Raw genomic sequence first — 16,612 nt, 5'->3', positions numbered from 1 at the left:
GTAGTCTGTGTGTCACGCTCAGGGCACCGTGTGAGAGCGTGGCCGGGTTCCGGGACGAAGCGGAACCCACGACAAGCGACGCGTCGGCAAGCCGGGCCACCAAACAATCATCGGGCGCGTACGGATACTCAACGTACTGATGAGTGTTGCGCGCTTCCGGCAACCACCCCGGACACACCGGGGGTGGTAGGGGCGATTCGATATATCGGGTTAGTGAACTGTTTGCACCGAGACGGCGAGCAGCGACAACACCAGGTCTGGGACCGCAGCGCTGTGATCCGGCTGCTGTCTGGCGATCTGCTGGTGTGTGTGGCCACCGCGGCACAGCGGTTATCCCTGCGTTTGCGCGGCGGCGGCTGGTGACGTGTGCCGCCGCAGTGTTTCACTCGTTGTCACACGATCTATTGCGGTGGGAAGATTCCCTGATCATCGCCGTTTATGCGGCGGTATGGCCGATCTCGCGGGGAAATTCGGGTTGGCAGCCGTGGCGTCGACCCACGCGGCGGCGCACAGCGGAACAGGGAGAAAGCCCACGGCTTCAGCCGTGGGAGGATGTCGCATCTTTGACCTCCTCCCACGGCTTCACAGTAGTTGGTAAACAACTGTTCACTGCGGGGAAGATATCGCTTCTCAACGCTAAGGCTTAACACAGTTGGGGTCGTACCCCAACATAGGAGAAGAATGCCTGCCAACGTCGTGTACCGCGACGAAGGCGAAAAACCAGACGGCAGCAGGTACGAGATGATCGCGTGGCAGGTCCCGGCGACCGAAGACGTCCCACAGGGGCTCAAGTACAGCTTCCGGTATATGGACGCTGACGGCAACACGCTCCTGCGGTACGATAACTCGCCCTATCACTTGGACGTCTGACGACACCACCGACATCCTCCCGAGGGCGATATCACGGCGTTGGAGTTCACGGGCATCTCCGACCTGGTCGACGACTTCCAAACCGAGGTGACCGAAATCTATGAGCATTGACATCCTCCTCCGCCTGAAGGCGGAGGAATCCCGAGGTTGGGATATTAGGATTTGCAGTCCACCACCTCTGTCCGAGGTTGGAATCCTCGGGAGAGGTCATAGAGGTGGACTGCTGGCTGTGCCAACCAGCCGGTACTCCTATCTTCGGCCAATTCGGACAAAGACTCGGAGTTACTTTTGTTGAGGTCGAGACGGATGTTCTCCGCTCCATTCACGTCCGCGTTGAACGCCGCATTACACGTCTTGCAGACGTACAACCCGCGTTCAACGCGCTGACTGTCGTCTTCTCTACCGCAGGCGCAACACGTCTTGCTCGTGTCGCGCTCGGACACTTCCACGACCTCGATTCCCTTGACCTTCGCCTTGTATTCGAGAATCGAGGTGAAGCGGTCGAATGCCCACCCGTGCAGGTCGAGGTTGCCGTGCCGTCCCCAGTTCTTCGACTCACCGTTCTCGTCCTCACGGACGCCTTCCAAATCCCCGACGTTAATCTGGCCAACACCCTTCTCGACACACCGCTGGACGATGTGTTTCGCTAAGCAGTGGAAAAAGTGAGTGCGACGTTCCGACCACTTCGCGTGGAAACGTGTGGCTCGTTCACCACCGCTGTCGTCGCACTTGGCGATCTCCTTCGGGAAGTAGTAGCCGTCCTGTTTCAAGCGGTTGCCGGGGTAGAGGTCGGCGTCCTCGGTACTGTAGGCGACAGCGGCGAAGTTACTGATGCCGAGGTCGATACCCGCTGTTTCGGTGCCGGGAGCGGTGGGCGTCTCGACCTCATCCTTACAGACGAGGTGTAACTCCCATCGCTGTTTTGCTTGGTCGTAGACGGCGCGGACTTGTTGCAGGTTTTCAACCTCGACGCCGGGGCGTATCTCGTACTCGACGAGGATGTACTCCCACGCTTTCGGGTGTTCCTTGTGATTCGCCCCTTTTGAGAGGCGAACACGATTGTGTTTGGTGTCGTGGCGGATGCCGTTCTGTTTCCACGTGACCGTCGAGCGGGGGTGTTCTTCGTGGACGCGGCGGCCCTCGTCGTCGTAGTAGTTTTGTTTGCGGTAGCCGGGCGGAGTGTCCCTGTCATCATCACTGGAGTACCACGAGTTGAAGGCTTCAGCGAGTTCCTCCAGAACCCGCTGACTGGACTGGCTGTGCAGTCCCTTGTACTTTGGATGAGTCTTCAACTCGTCTTTCAACTCTTCGTGGTCGGGAATCTCGCCGGTTTCCTCCCAGACTTGGCGGGAGTGGTAGTTGGCGACGTTCCAGAGTTTGCTGGCACTCCACCCGTGCCGATCGAGCGACTCCTCAACCTGTGAGTGGTTGCGGATTTTCGCTCGATAGGTGCGGTGGATTTCCAGCATTCTGAACGCCTGTATAATCACTTATACTCACTTTCTTGTAAAAGTTCGAGATGAGAGAGGTGGAATATCTAGCGGTGCTATCGACGGTAGACTGTGGAATGGGTTGTCGGATTCATCCCGCGCCTAAAGGCGCGGGTATTCTCCTTGCCTTTTATAAGTACCGTCGGGTATCCTCTGAAACTATGGGCGTGCGTCGAACCGCCGTCGTGAAACTCGCCGTTTCCGACGAGCAACGCGACGCACTCCACCGAACCGCCGAGCAATACCTGTACTGCGCGAACTGAACCGCCGACTACTGTTGGTCCGACACCTCCCACACGGAGTGTAAAACCAACAAGCGAGAGGTTCGTGACGCGCTCTACGCCGACCTTCGAGAGGAGACAGACCTACAGGCCCAACTTGTCCAAGCCGCTATCAAACGCGCTGTCGAAGCCGTCAAAGCGTGTGTCGAACGGTGGAAAAAACGACAGCGCGTCTCTCAACCGACGTTCACCGCTGAAACGATGGACTACGACACACGGAGCGCCACCTTCTACCGCAACACGGTGTCGCTGGCAACTGTTGAGGGCCGAGTTGAACCGTCGTTCGTTCTCCCGGCAGACAGTCCGACGCCCTACGAGCGGTACGTACTCTCCGAGAACTACGAGTTCCGCGAGAGTACGCTTCGGTACGACGCGGCCACTGACGAGTTCCACCTCAACATTTCGACGCGGCGGACAGACGGTGACGATGGGGTTTCGGAAGATACCGGGCACTCCGACCAAACGGTCCTCGGTATCGACCTCGGCGTCAACAGCCTTGCTGTGTCCTCAACTGGCACGTTTTGGCAGGGGGACGACTACGACCACTGGTGTCGTGAGTTCGAGAAGCGACGTGGTGAGATGCAACAACGCGGCACGCAGGCCGCACACAAGGCGCTTCTTCGCCTCGGGAAGCGAGAGGACGCCTGGCGCAAACAGTACATCCACACGATCGCCAACGAGATCGTTTCGGAAGCCGTCGAACACGACTGCGACGTAATCGCGTTCGAGGAGTTGAGCGACATTCGAGAGCGGCTTCCACACGCGAAGTGGCACCACGTCTGGGCGTTCCGACGCCTGTTTGAATACGTCTCCTACAAAGCCCCTGAACAGGGGGTCTCCGTAGAGCAGGTCGAGCCGACCCACACATCCCAACGCTGTTCTCGAACAGACTGTGGGTTTACGCACGACGGCAACCGCCACGGCGAACACTTCGAGTGCCAGAAATGCGGGTACGAGGTGAACGCGGATTACAACGCTGCAAAGAATACTGGCGTGCGGTACGCTCGGAAGCGACAACACAAACTCCGCTCCTCGCCCAAGTCGGGGAGCGGAGACGCACCAGTAGACGTGCGTGTGAATGGTGGGACGTTGAACGGCGAGAGTTACCAGCCTCTTGCTGGCGACTGATTGCCGGGAGTCCACATCAAAGCCCTACCCTCAAGGACCGAGGCGCGTAGCGACGAGGGAGTAGGGTAGGGTAGTTTACTGTGTTGAGACCACAAAGCGTTTATCACCCTGCATTAAATGGCGGCTTATGAACCGACGTGAGCTCTTGATGCTTGTTGCGGGGAGCAGTAGCGCATCACTTCTCTCTGTGTCAGGGGCCGCCGCAAACGACGCTGCCGATACGAGTGAGACAGACAGTGCCGCGGAGACGGCAGAGACGGTTGAGCTAACCGTCGAACTGTACTGACCGCTCGCGGCTCGGGCGGCTGCCCGCTGTGAGGTGTATACCTACCTCCGGCGCGATCGGGCGGCTCGAACACCGACGGAGCCACAACGGACACCTACCTGCCAACCAATGCCTGCTACAGACCGCGACACCGTCCAAGATCGGGTTGTCACCTACCTTCTCGACCGCCTTGCTGACGGCACCCCGTTCGTGAAGAGTCGACATGTAGCGGCCGATCTGGATATCTCAGCGAAGCGGGCTGGGCATGTTCTGTCTCGGATCGAGCGCGACGACCCTCGTGTCGAGATGGAGCGCCGCGGTGGCGCCTCCGATGGAACGACGTGGGAACTGGCGCGGACAGAGACATCAGAGGCTTGACCACCTCTCACGACTGACCTCGTGGGCTCGCGTCTGTGTTCGCTGTCGTGGCATCTGTCTGCCTCCTGCTGATCTCCGTGTGGACGACCACCGAGTTTTCCTTGGACGGAATCGAAAAATATTCTATGCCTGAAATTGGACGCAGTTGTAGGGACCATTGGTCCCTGCAGGAGGTGGACAGCTCCCTCCGCCTGTTGGAGCGTCCACCTCTTCTCCCCCCCCCATCCTGCCGTTGTCGGATTCCTCCCACGGCTGAAGCCATGGGCTTCCTCCCTGTTCCTCTGCGAAACCGTGAGCGAGTAGGGTAGTTCACGCGGCTGTGTTGGAGCCAAACTGGGAGAACACATCCAACAGTCCCTCAAAAAACGAAATGAGTTCTTCGAGGACTGGGACTACCTCAACTCCAGGCCCGCTAGAACCCGAAGCGGCAGCGGTACCGGTCAAAACGACCACCGCAGCAACTGCCATGAGCAGCGTGACGATCCGATTCATTGTCTGGCATATGCTAACAGCTGAAATTACATTAATTCACCGGCGAGAGCGACGCTAGCTGCTGATAGCGATCGAGATGTTGCCGTGGGCGAGGTGATCTCCATATTATACTCAGTTGCCAGGACCACGATTCATTTTTGGCATCCTCCTCCGCGTGAACGCGGAGGAATCCTGAGCGTTGGAGATTTCAGGTTTGCAGAACCACCAAGCATCCACCTCGGTGAGAATCCGTGGGGATGCTCATGGACTGTGGCGGGTGGGACTGCTGGGAGTGCCAAGCCCCCGGTACTCCTATCCTCCGTCAATTTCGGACTCCCAGAGTTGTTTTTGCCTCGGGGAGTCCGGCAGACCTCAACGGACTCGGAGTTACTTTTTTCGTGCGTACAGCAGTCAACTCCGGTCGAATCCTGTGAGGATTCGCCGGTTATCGACTGGTTCCGATTATTGTTTGATTGCTTGGGGCGGGCAGGCCGCCATCGTAGGAGTAGGCGGAATCGCTCCGTTCCCAGCCTGATTCCTATCTACAGAGTTGGTTGCCTGCCGCTTGAAACTATTGGGTAGAAATCCCAGCTAGCGGTCGGACGTGGATTGCGTCCGAGTTGTCGGATTCATCCTGCGGCTAAAGCCGCAGGTATTCTCCTCGATTTCGTATAAAACCGCTCTATCAGCCACTTTACCGTCGTCTCGACGCGACCGCTGAGACGATAACGACCGCGACAAGTGCGGTGAGGAATCCAAATCCTGGCGTCGACAGGTCACTCCCCTCTGTCGTTGCTGTCGCGTTTGTCGAACCACCGTCGGCATCCGAGCCGCCAGCTTCAGTAACCGCTGGTGAACTGTTGGTTGACGGCTCTTCGGCGGTCGTCACGGTTGTTTCGGTCTCAGGAGAGGTCGTGTTCGACTGGGTTGTGGCTGCAGTCGAGTGAGTTTCGCTGGTCGTAGTCGACGCCGAGTCTGATGGTACCACCGCAACCTCAACTTGGTCGGTGGTCTCGGTCGTTTCAACCTCCAGAACGTATATGCCCGGTGTCAGCCCACTCGTGTTGAGCGCTGTTGACCACGCTCCGTCAGCGCCCCACTCGTCGGTCGTGTTGCTGGCGATGAACGTGCCATTTTCAGTCCGCAACTCGACGATCACGACGGTGTCATCAGGGGCCAGATTCGTCTCCCCACGGACGGGAGTCGTCTCGTTTGGCCGTATCGTCGCGCTGGTCGTTGGCTGTTCAACAGCGGTCTCGTTGTCAACTGGACCGACAGCCGTGATCGAGATGCTTGCCGGTGCGTGCTCGAACGTATCGGCTGTGGCGACCGGTGTGTCGGCGCCTACAGGCGGTGTTTCTGGCGATGCCGTGAGAAAAACACCACTTCCGGCAAACGCAACGAGGCCGATCAAAATCATCCCGACGATGAATACCGGGGTTAGCTGGGTGACACGCCTGCCGACGCATCCCAGCGGCGCTCGACGTCGCATGGTAACAGGCATTGCGGAATGGTTGTGCTGCCGTGTCATACACGCGTACAGAATCCAATACGCTCGTAGCGGGGAAATGGTTTCGTCGCTCTTTATCACCAACAAGGTGCGTTCGTTATCGACGGGTGTCTCTCAACCCGCTCTCGCCCAGTTGGGGGTGGGACCCTCCAGAGAGGAACTCAGGATTACGCGCTTTCCCAGCGGTTTATCGGGCGGGCTGTGGACGCGAAGCGTCCTAGGGTTGAACACTCCCTGCCACAACCGAGGAACCCGGTCCTGACACCCGCCGCCGGCGGAAGCTGTGAGGTTTCTCCTTGGATGACTGTACTCTCCAGTGCTGCGAGTACGGCAGCCGCCCGCTGGACACAACAGCGTCGGCAAAACATCTATGCTGGTACCTGCCAAAGTTGGAGACAAGTAAACGTCGGAACTTGTGTGTCCCATGCCTGCAGAGCACAACTTTGAATTTGAGACGGACGTCAGACCTGCGCGGGCACGTGCTGAGTCACTTACATGCGACTCGGCTGCATCCACGACTTCCAACACAGAAGCCACAGCAGTTCCCCCAGCGCCACAGCCACCGTCCGGCAAAGGGGTTATTGCGGCGCTTCAAGCGGAATTTGAGGCCACGACAGAGGCGCCGCCGACAGACCAAATAAATCTCCTGCAGCTCGGAAGAGCATTGTACAGCTACGATGTCTGGTCGTGTTCAGCGCTAGTCGAACGCGCTGCTGGTGATCCCAACCCACCGGAGGCGGTTGAGGAGGTGCTGCCGATTGCGCGCCGATTTGTCAGGGGCGAAACACAAAAAACGCCGCACTGACGACGGACGCGGGTCCGTGGGAGACAGAGAGGGGACAGTTGTGACTATCTGGTCAGTCAAGACAACTGTTCGATTATTTACATTTGTCCAGAGTTGCCTGGGAGAACGACGCTAGACGGTCGTGAAACGCCGCACCAACACGGTGCGGCGCGCGACAGCGGGCAGATTCCCCCGCGTTCACGCGGAGGAGGATGTCAATTTTCACACGCTGAGCAACAGCCACGTTGTGGATTCGCAGCGGTATTGTTAATCAGCGGAGGAACGTGCGCTTTATTGGCCAGACTCTGGTTCACCGGCACGACCGCAATGGAGTTCGCTGAATCACACCGACAGGTCGAAACTAGGGGTAACTGGCGCTGCAGTCGCCACCCTGCGAGTCACGTTGATTCTAGCGTGGCTCAACCCTGACGAGGAGGTGGAAGATGTTGGGTGAGCAAGAGTCGGGCAAGCTTGATCAATTAAACCCAAGTTCACGAGCCGCATCCGCCGAAATCGTAATCCCACGCTCTCCGCGTGTGACATTGCCGGAGACGGTATCGCTGATGAGCGTATACAGATCACCGACATATGATGGTGGGCGCTCCTCTTGGATGCGTGTTGTCGCCTTCGTGTCGAAATGCGCACCACGGTGTGCAACGTAGATTTCAACGAACCGACGCTGGACTGACTCGGGGCTTTCCCTGACGACTGCCGGAAGGGCATCAAGAGTTGTCTTTGTGCCCTGTGGGGCACCCATCGCGACGAGACACCGCCCAAGTACCGAGGCGTCCGTTGCTGGGTACAGTTCAGTCGCGCGCGCGCCACTGTCCAGATGCCGGCAGTGTGTATCAACGCCGACCGCGCGAAACGCTGTTTCGATCGCTTCACGATCAATCCGACGCCCAACCGAGATCGCGGGGACAAACGTTTCGTTGATGCTTCCGCCCGCGAGGATGTGGGCGAGCAACTCGACGAGCGCGCCAGCCATCTCACAGTCGGGGTCGAGCCACCCGTTCGCGCTTGCCGTCTCGATCCCACGTACCGGATCGGGCCGTCCGCCATTGAGCCACGGCCGAACCCGACCGGCCGGTAATTCAAGTGCCGTCCCCACAGCCGTCCGGCCAGCGTTGGGATGTTCTGCAGCATACGATTGGACGCGCTGGTAGTCCTCGACCTTCTCCCACGGATCAGGGTAGACGCGGTCGGAGTAGGTCCGCGCTATTGAGCGCGCCGTCGGTTTCATAAATCGTGTGTTAACTGGACGGGGGAATACACTTTGCGGGCACTTATTTTCAAAACCGATATTCGAACCACGAAGTTTATGACTGTACACAGTGAATGTATATTCATACCAGCAAACAGAGCGAGGGTAGGGTGGCTCGACCACCCATCTCGGCTACGCAAGGCAGGATGCCCCTAATAGGCGTCCGTCTTTCAGCGTTCAACTGTAGTCAACCTTCGCATCTGTGTTGTTGGAGACAAAACAAAACTATGAATCTCAAAACAGCGTTTCAGGACAACGAACGGGCCGTCAGCCCCGTTATAGGGGTTATTCTCATGGTCGCAATAACTGTAATTTTAGCGGCTGTGATTGGCACGTTCGTGCTTGGGCTCGGCGACAGCATTGAGTCAGAAGTGAATGCTGGTGTTACAATCAACGGTACCGATGATTCCACTTCCCGGACAGTCACTTACACAGCTCAAGGTACGTCGACAGATCTTGAAGTTAGAGGGGGTGACATTACTGATGGTATATCGCTAGAGACTGTTGGTAACAGTACCACAATTAACTCTGGGGGTTCGTATTCAGCTGTTGCAATTAATGAGGAGAATGGGAGAGAAACAGTGGTGCGGACCTTCGAGGTCGCCGACTCCAGCTAATCTCTCTACAAGTTTCAGATTCGCTTTTTAATTTTTGCAGGCTAAATCCTCGTCCTCAAGGAGCAACGCAACGAGCGAAACGAGTGAGTAGCGCAGTATGGCGGGATACAGCCGTACGCTATTCCGATACAGCCACAGAAACGCAGTACAGCATAACAAGAGAAGGGAGCGTACGATACATTCGTGTCAGCCAAGGATAACGAGTGGTGAGCGATTGACGACCGACTCCACAAGATTAGCCGACAGATTGTCGAGGACGCTAAAGAGCGGAATGCTATCATCATCATCGGGCATCTTGAAGACGTCCAGAATCAGGACAAAAGGTCGGCATCTCTGTGACGAGTGTGGGTTGGACGACAACGATGATAAAACGGTGCGACGAACATTGGAAAAAATGCTCTGTTGAATCCGCAAAAAGCGTCGGGTTCGGGTCATTCTGTACTCGATTAAAACCACTACCGAGAGAATTTGGAGATGGAATCTTGGCGGAGAGAGAAGATCAAGATTTCTAGGTGGATCGATCCAATGTATCAACGACGAAGAGCGAAATAAACGCACCTTCAGAGATCGTAATCTCCGTGCCGTCATCGGATTCAACACCTATGAAAGCCTGCTGGCGCAACAAACCACGTCTGCGATACTATATTTTTCGCCGAGATCGATCCGAGCTTAGTCACGAGAGAGAAACCACACGCAGACACGGAGATGGCTCAGGAACCAGCCGGCAGGCGGTCAGAACGTGAACGCGTTAGCTGTAGCTCACACCCGCTGCGACCGGCCGATGAGGGCCGCCGAGCCGGCGGCCCTCAGGCACTCACCTCTGGTGGATCGTACACCTCCTCACGCTCCAGCATATGGAAGATCGACACGAGCAGTTTTCGCGCTGTTGCGACAATCGCTATCTGATGGTTCTTCCGCTGTTTCAGTCGAGCGTAAAACCGTCCAAGATACGGATCGTTACACCGGTGAACCGCCGTTTGAACACACTGAACGAGGATCCAGCGTAAGTCTCCACTTCCGCGCTTCGAGATCGATCCTTCCGTCCGCGAGTCGCCTGAGTCGCGGACGACCGGATCCCGTCCCGCGTAACTTACCACCTGCTTCGCCTCGTCGAATCGATCGATCTCACCGATCTCCGAGGTGATTAGCAGCGACGAGTAGAAACTCACGCCCGGAATCGTCATCAACAGCTGCGTCTCCTCAAGAGACGCAGCGGTTTCCTCGATCAACGTTTCAAGTTCCTCTATTTGAGCGGTTAGCTCGTCGATGATCGAGAGGAACGACTCCATCAGCTGATCGCCGACCACACCGAGCGAGAAATCCTCGCCGGCGAGGATTTCTCGCCCGTTCACGCTGAATGGATCCCAGTCGTAGGTGATCCCGTGTTTGTCGAGGAGAGAGTGGACTTCGTTTTTGAAGTCCGTACGCTTTTCGACGAGTCTCTTTCGGCCGCGCACAAGTGCGCGGCGCTCTCGGAGCTCTTCGGACGGGACATAACTCTCAGCGATCATGCCGACTCGGCGAAGTTGCGCGAGCAACCTCGCGTCGAGCCGGTCGTTTTTCACCTCAGCATAGCCGATCGCCTTGGTTTGTGTGGGATCTGCGATAACCACGTCGAGGTGTTCGTCGAGGGTGTCGTAGACCGTGTAGTAGTTGCTGGTTGCTTCGAGCGCCGCTTTGGCTCCAGCGTATTCTTCGGCAACGTCGTCGAGATTCGCGTTTGTGACGCGAATCTCTTCGACGACCTCGGCATCGTCGTCCAAAACAGCGACGTGCGACTCATCTTTATGAAGATCGATTCCGAGGTAGTACATGGTTCCTGTGAGGCTGTTTGTGCGTGAAGGGAGCCACACCTATTCGGGCTCGCCGCCCGGATGCTGACGGCATCCGGGCGGCCTCGCATGATAGTGCTTCCTTGGCAGGTAGGCCAATCAGAGCCACGCGTTCTATGACGCTGTTGAATCATCGGCCTTTGACCACCCCAGTACCTCTTCACGCACGCTGGGGACTTAGCAGGCTTTCATCCCATCAGAGCAGACTCGTGTGCCATCCTCGATCTTCACTGCTCGGCACACTGGCCTCACGACACCCAAACTGGCCGTCGAGTTGCCCTTCGCAACACCGAGAAAATCGGAAGTCTCGCCGGCGACAAAGGCTATGACGACCAATCTCTCCGGGACGCCCTCCGATCAGAGGGCGTCCGGCCACTGCTGCGTCACCGGCTGTTTGCTGCGTACGATCACGCCCACAACGCACGGTTGGACAGCGAATTATACGGCCAGCGCTGGATGGCCGAGACCGCCTTTTCGGCCATCAAGCGTCGGTTAGGCCCCGCTGTCCACCCTCGCGCGTGGTACCGCGAGTTCCGCGAGCTCGTGTTGACCGCCACAGTCTACAACCTCGAACAGGCTCTCAAACAGTGATCCCCACGCCATCATCGGATTCAACAAAGCACCTGGAACCAATTTCTTTGCTTTGTTTGGCTGGTTCACAGGCATGTCTGCCGGAACTCTAATCCATTCGGTGATCTTGGATGAGTAAGCAAGAGACGGATGGCCTTGATCGCCATATTGAACTCCGCCTGAGGCCGACCGGATTGTCTGTAGTTCAGTACTTTGATCTGGAAGATGAGACGGAATCCGTTCGGAATCGAGGACGCTGAGATCGGTCATAGCTCACCGTCTTCTCCGCGGTATAAATCAATCAGCTATGTGAACTGAAAGTGAAACTGGTTCAGTTTGCTCAGATTCGTCTCGCTGTTGCTCGATCAGGATCGGGACGCGGTTCCGCGAGAGGACTACAAGTCGGATCGCTTGACTCAGCGTGTGAGCCACGAGACAGCTAAAAATGGAGCCGCAAGCCGCAAACCACAACGAACCCGTGTGAGAGCGGGTGGTTACGACTGGCCGAACGCGTTGACGACCTCACCAAGTTCGGCAGCGCTCAGGTTGCCCTGGCCGAACGCGTTGACGGCGTCACCGAGTTCGCTGGCCGAAACAGTGCCGTCACCATCGTTGTCGAACTCGCCAGCTGCACCGTCGAGCGGCGAGCCCGCGTCTACCGTGACCGACGCGCTGTCGGTCACGGCCTCACCACCAGCGATGTACGGGCCGTCAGCCGAACCGTTCGACGTGACGAAGTCGTACGTTTCGTTGCCGTTGGTGTCGAGGTGCGGCATTGCAACCAGCGTCTGGCTCTCCGTCACGGGCTCGTCGAGCGTGACTGTGATATTCTCAGAGGTACCGTTCTCGAGGTACTCCGAGACGCCGACCACACTGTCGACGGCCGTACCGTAGTCGGGCACGACAGGCGTCGAGTGGATGGCGACGAAACCGCCATCAGGGAGAGTCGCCGAGTCGACGGTCACAGTACTGGAGCCGTTCTCGACCGTCTGGTCATCGAACGTCACCGACGGCCCAGGTTGTTCAACAGATGTCTCGGCCGTTAGATTAACCGTATCGCTTGCAACCACCTGTTGGCTCGAGAGGTTGTAGAGTTGCGCAGCAATTGTTACGTTACCTGATAGGCTACCAGCTGGAATGGTGGTGTTTACGTTACCGGTAACCGGCACCGCATCGTTGAGTACGACCACGGTTCCGTTGTCAGCGGTAGCGTTCACCAGTCTAATTCCAACGTCGTTACTGTCAATTGTTCCCGTAGCGTTGTGGAAGGTTCCGATGGTATATGGAGCAGATGGGGTGTAAGAGGCGTCAGGTGGGGCAATGATGGAGGCAACTGACTGTTCACCTTGAGTAGGTCGGTTGGGAAGATCACGGAGCGTGGGATACGACTCGGTTGTCATCCATATCGCCTCAAAATCAAATCCGTCCATATTCACTTGGGCGGCTTCGCCTTCCATTTCAGCAGTTGTTAGTCCAGTCGCGGAGCCAGCAGAGGTGGGTTGTCCGGTTGCGTCGGTATCCCAGTATGACTTCTCAACCTGCTCGTCATTCTGACCAACAAGTCCACCAACATCGCTATCGCCCTCGACATCACCAACTGCAAATGACTGGTCAACGCTTCCGTTATTATACCCAACCAATCCGCCAGTATTGATGTCCCCAGATACGTCACCCGTCGCGTATGAATTGGTCACTCGTATTTCGAGAGACGGCACAAGATCTCCCACAGGAGCTCCCTCAAAATTCCCTCCGACAAGTCCTCCGATGCTCCCGTTATCTCCGGTGACATCACCCGTGGCGTATGAGTTCCTCACGACTGTTTCAGTATCATTATAATCAAAGTTCACGCCAACTAACCCGCCAACTCGGCTACTACCCGTGACAGTACCTGTTGCGTATGAGTTTACGATGTTCCCTTGATTGTATCCAGTAAGCCCTCCCACACGATTCCCAGATCGAGACTGAGAGCCGTTAATATTAGCCTCAACATCGCCTGTGGCATGAGAGTCAATTATTCTGCCGATATTTCTCCCGGCAAGACCTCCTACGTCGGTATCATCGCCTGTGACCGCTCCTGTTGCGTATGAGCTATCAATCACCGATTCACGTCCATTTGTTCCGACAAGGCCACCGATATCTTGACCCGCACCTGTAACCGTCGTTGTGGCGTATGAATTATTTACCACTGATCCAGGTCTATTTGTTCCAATAAGCCCGCCAACGCGGTCAGTCCCAGACACACTCCCCCTGGCTGTCACATTTTGCACCGTTCCCCCATCGTTCCCTCCGATGAGTGCTCCGACCCGGTCACGTCCGGTGACTGTCACATTGATCAGCGAAACCGCTGTTACGGTAGCCCTGTCAGTTCGGCTGAAAAGTCCAACACCGAACTCATCTGCCCGGTCAATTGTAAGCCCAGTTATATTATATCCGTTTCCGTGTAATGTGCCAGTGAACTCTCCCACTGGGTCAAACCCGCTTCCATTGTTCCATTCTGCCGTGTTTGAAGCGTCAATATCGCTGGTTAATTCATAATAAGCGTCAAGATCATCTTCCATCGCCTGCAGCTCGGAGACGTTAGTAATCTGATACGGATTGGCCTCGGTTCCGTCTCCCTCCAATGCACTCGGGTCTACGTCTGCATGTACTGAGTTTACGGAGTGATCAGCTGCTGCGGCCCCCCCAACTGCAACGTATCCGCCGATCATGGCGGTAATTATGAGAGCGGACCAAATAATCGCACTAGCTTGCTTACGTGTCGTCGTCATTCGTACTCTTAGTGTGAAACTTGTGTGTGATGGTTGAGTTGGCTACTGTCGATACACCGAACCATGTGGGCAACACCATATTCACGTACATTGATGGGTTGACGTATGTGAAACATAAACACGACTGTGCGATATTAATACTGTTGAGGGAACGACACTGCAAGTGATTGTGTCTCTACAGTTGACATCCTCCTCCGCGTAATAGTTCGTCTACGTCACGCTGTATACAGGGCGCGAGTCGGTCAGACAGTACACACGATTCCAGCGAACCAGAGACCGGTATAGCTCAAGGTCAGAACGGACAGGATAATACCGATGATACCGAGGATGCGTGCCTGTTCTTCGCTCATCATAGGAACTGGAACTTCATCGCTCTATTGACGGGCAACAAAAGAACTCACCCTCTGTATCTCGCACGTAGCTTCTATCAGCCCCAAAGGATCTCAACAGAGCCTAATATATCATTTAATACCTCTGTGAGACCACCACATCCGTCGTGGTGAATCGCATGTTCAGTGTCGCCCTGGCTCTTATGTAGAAACGCGGAAAGCCCGTATAATCACACTGAGACGGTTCTAATCTGGCAATATGTCTCCTGCTCAGCCAGCGTTCGGCGGCTGTTTCGGCAGTCGCTCTCGCGGAGTCGTCGTTGGCGGAGATGCCCCCCGTAGCACGGGCCACTGGCCGGGAATGTACAGAAGCGCTCTTCTGTAGGAGATTGTTGATACTGCTGAGCTGCCGCTGTTGAGTCGAAGAGGACAAGGAAACCGCGTCAGCGGTGTCCGACACGAATGATTCCGCTGGATGTGTTTGGGTCGGAATCGGTCGCAGCGGACCTGCTCCAACAGGTTCGCTGGCGTGACGGTGTGACTTGTCCCCGCTGCCGTTCTGACCGAACGGTCAGAAACGGCAGCTATCAGCAGTTTCAGCGGTATCTCTGTAAGGATTGCGACCGCACGTTCAACGATAAGACCGGCACGATCTTCGCTCACTCGAAGATCGCACTCCGCAAATGGTTGTTTTCGATCTACGCGTTTTTGCGGTTTAACACGAGCCTCAGGCAGTTACAGTGCGAAATTGAGATCACCTACAAGACGATCCACAGGCGTGTCGAGCGCTTCGCCGAAGCGCTCGACGCGCCGTCACTCGACCTCGTTGGACCAGTCGAAATTGACGAGTTCTACGTCTCTGCCGGATTGAAAGGCCGCGAGCGCGACCGCTGGTCGCGCTCTCGCGGCCTCTCTCGACGCGGACGCGGAACGTATGATCAAGACAAACCGCCTGTGTTCGTTCTCGTGGATCGTGGCACCGAGCAGCGGTACGTTGTGCCAGCGAAATCCGCAGACGAATCGACGATCCGGCTCCTGCTGGCTGACCGCCAGCAGGAGCCTCTCACCGTCTATACCGACGGATTTTGCGCGTACGATCCGCTTACAGAAGACGCCCAATTCGACCGCGAATACGTCGTTCACGGAGACGGTGAATACGCCGCCGAGACGGTCCACGTGAACACCTGCGAGAGCCACGCGTCGCTGGCGCGACGGTGGCTCTCGCCGCATCGAGGCATCTCAAAAGATCGTCTCACACAGTATTTCCGCGCGTTCCAACTCAGACGAGAACTCTACCGCAAACCCGGACGAGAAGCGCTCAAACACGCCGTCAAAGCCACTCTCTGAAATCAACAATGTGCTACGCAAGAGCGTACAGAAGAGCTATACCTCGGAGGGAGACGATGGTACACGAGCAATGACAGACGGGACAAATCGCCGATCTTTCCTCGCTACAACTGGGACGAGTACCGCTGCAGCCCTCGCCGGCTGCTCTGGAGGGTCGCCGCCCCAAACCGATGACGGTAACGAGACGACAGAGAATGACGACGAGTCCGAGGCAGAAGCGACAGACCCGACGGAAGCGACGCAAGCGACACTGACGCTCCAGGTCCAACCGGATCAAGAGGCACTGACGACCGCTCAAGAGAATCTTCAGGAACAAATCGAGGAGGGGGAACTCACCCGACAAGAGGCGCAAGAAGAGCTTCAGAGCACACAAGCGGAATTGACGGCGGAAGCGGTAAGGGCCTACGAGGAAACCGCGGCGGACGCCGACGGCGTCTCCGTTGAGGACGCGGGACCGGAGTACGGCCTTCTCCGTGTCAACGCGCCTGCTGCGACGTTCGTCAGGGGGCTTCAAGATGGCGATGTGAGCGCGGTCCTGCCCAGTGAGTACTACGATCAGTATATCCAGCAACAGCAGATCCAAGAACAGATCGCCACCCAGCAGGAAGACAACGGTAACACGACCGACGGGTGAGCCGTGGTGTGGCGACGGGTCGTTTGACACTTGTCTTCGGCTCCTAGCCGGGTCGCTCCCGAGTTCTGCTTCCC

The 16,612-nt window shown here is 56.7% G+C and carries 13 protein-coding genes and 3 pseudogenes; 9 read left to right on the top strand and 7 right to left on the bottom strand.

The features are described from left to right. Window positions 1-681: 681 nt before the first annotated feature. Window positions 682-981 (top strand): annotated as a pseudogene (locus NO900_RS16365) (toxin-antitoxin system TumE family protein). A 44-nt stretch (window positions 982-1,025) separates the two neighbouring features. On the opposite strand, the gene NO900_RS16360 reads toward NO900_RS16365, so the two are convergent. Next, on the bottom strand, window positions 1,026-2,339 hold the full coding sequence (locus NO900_RS16360; RefSeq protein WP_256410096.1) for an RNA-guided endonuclease InsQ/TnpB family protein: 1,314 nt from the start codon (window positions 2,337-2,339) through the stop codon (window positions 1,026-1,028). Between the two features lie 182 nt (window positions 2,340-2,521). Between NO900_RS16360 and NO900_RS16355 the strand changes: the two are divergent. From NO900_RS16355 to NO900_RS17655, 3 genes and pseudogenes are all read left to right on the top strand, one after another. Then, window positions 2,522-3,769: pseudogene (locus tag NO900_RS16355) on the top strand (RNA-guided endonuclease InsQ/TnpB family protein). A gap of 127 nt (window positions 3,770-3,896) precedes the next feature. After that, window positions 3,897-4,055 carry a hypothetical protein gene (locus NO900_RS16350; RefSeq protein WP_256410095.1) on the top strand — a complete coding sequence of 53 codons (159 nt, stop codon included), beginning with the start codon at window positions 3,897-3,899 and terminating at the stop codon, window positions 4,053-4,055. A 108-nt stretch (window positions 4,056-4,163) separates the two neighbouring features. After that, window positions 4,164-4,412 (top strand): DUF7123 family protein, encoded by a 249-nt coding sequence (locus tag NO900_RS17655; protein WP_425492679.1) that lies wholly within the window; start codon window positions 4,164-4,166, stop codon window positions 4,410-4,412. 309 nt (window positions 4,413-4,721) lie between these two features. Here the strand turns inward: NO900_RS17655 and NO900_RS16345 are convergent, their stop codons facing one another. The 3 genes from NO900_RS16345 to NO900_RS16335 all read right to left on the bottom strand — a co-directional run bounded on the left by NO900_RS16345 (window position 4,722) and on the right by NO900_RS16335 (window position 8,420). Next, a complete protein-coding gene (locus NO900_RS16345; RefSeq protein WP_256410094.1) occupies window positions 4,722-4,904 on the bottom strand; it encodes a hypothetical protein in 183 nt (60 codons plus the stop codon). A gap of 673 nt (window positions 4,905-5,577) precedes the next feature. Next, window positions 5,578-6,387: a PGF-CTERM sorting domain-containing protein gene (locus NO900_RS16340; RefSeq protein ID WP_256410092.1), complete on the bottom strand. Its 810-nt coding sequence runs from the start codon at window positions 6,385-6,387 to the stop codon at window positions 5,578-5,580. 1,265 nt (window positions 6,388-7,652) lie between these two features. Further along, window positions 7,653-8,420 (bottom strand): hypothetical protein, encoded by a 768-nt coding sequence (locus NO900_RS16335; RefSeq protein ID WP_256410091.1) that lies wholly within the window; start codon window positions 8,418-8,420, stop codon window positions 7,653-7,655. Window positions 8,421-8,668: 248 nt separating this feature from the next. Here NO900_RS16335 and NO900_RS16330 point away from each other — a divergent pair, with 248 nt between their 5' ends. Together NO900_RS16330 and NO900_RS17650 are read left to right on the top strand one after the other, a co-directional pair. Continuing rightward, complete coding sequence (locus NO900_RS16330) at window positions 8,669-9,058, top strand: type IV pilin domain-containing protein (protein ID WP_256410090.1); 390 nt, start codon at window positions 8,669-8,671, stop codon at window positions 9,056-9,058. Window positions 9,059-9,271: 213 nt separating this feature from the next. Next, window positions 9,272-9,397, top strand: a complete 126-nt coding sequence (locus tag NO900_RS17650; protein WP_379792345.1) for an IS200/IS605 family accessory protein TnpB-related protein — start codon at window positions 9,272-9,274, stop codon at window positions 9,395-9,397. A 467-nt stretch (window positions 9,398-9,864) separates the two neighbouring features. On the opposite strand, the gene NO900_RS16325 is transcribed toward NO900_RS17650, so the two are convergent. Continuing rightward, the gene (locus NO900_RS16325; protein ID WP_256410089.1) at window positions 9,865-10,872 is read right to left on the bottom strand and encodes an IS110 family RNA-guided transposase; all 1,008 of its coding nucleotides are present in this window, start codon (window positions 10,870-10,872) and stop codon (window positions 9,865-9,867) included. Window positions 10,873-11,103: 231 nt separating this feature from the next. Here NO900_RS16325 and NO900_RS16320 point away from each other — a divergent pair. Then, window positions 11,104-11,481 (top strand): annotated as a pseudogene (locus NO900_RS16320) (transposase); the annotation flags it as partial. On the opposite strand, the gene NO900_RS16315 reads toward NO900_RS16320, so the two are convergent. Further along, on the bottom strand, window positions 11,383-11,730 hold the full coding sequence (locus NO900_RS16315; RefSeq protein WP_256410088.1) for a hypothetical protein: 348 nt from the start codon (window positions 11,728-11,730) through the stop codon (window positions 11,383-11,385). The pseudogene NO900_RS16320 and the gene NO900_RS16315 sit on opposite strands and share 99 nt — an antisense overlap. Before the next feature lie 224 nt (window positions 11,731-11,954). Next, window positions 11,955-14,228 carry a beta strand repeat-containing protein gene (locus tag NO900_RS16310; RefSeq protein WP_256410087.1) on the bottom strand — a complete coding sequence of 758 codons (2,274 nt, stop codon included), beginning with the start codon at window positions 14,226-14,228 and terminating at the stop codon, window positions 11,955-11,957. Window positions 14,229-15,019: 791 nt separating this feature from the next. Between NO900_RS16310 and NO900_RS16305 the strand changes: the two genes are divergently transcribed. Together NO900_RS16305 and NO900_RS16300 are read left to right on the top strand one after the other, a co-directional pair. Then, on the top strand, window positions 15,020-15,904 hold the full coding sequence (locus NO900_RS16305) for an IS1595 family transposase (RefSeq protein ID WP_256410086.1): 885 nt from the start codon (window positions 15,020-15,022) through the stop codon (window positions 15,902-15,904). A 70-nt stretch (window positions 15,905-15,974) separates the two neighbouring features. Then, window positions 15,975-16,538 (top strand): hypothetical protein, encoded by a 564-nt coding sequence (locus tag NO900_RS16300; RefSeq protein ID WP_256410085.1) that lies wholly within the window; start codon window positions 15,975-15,977, stop codon window positions 16,536-16,538. The last annotated feature ends 74 nt before the right edge of the window (window positions 16,539-16,612 follow it).

Source organism: Halorubrum rutilum, from assembly GCF_024494565.1.
Note: the sequence above shows the minus strand (reverse complement) of the source record. Positions and strands in the feature narration are given on the sequence as shown.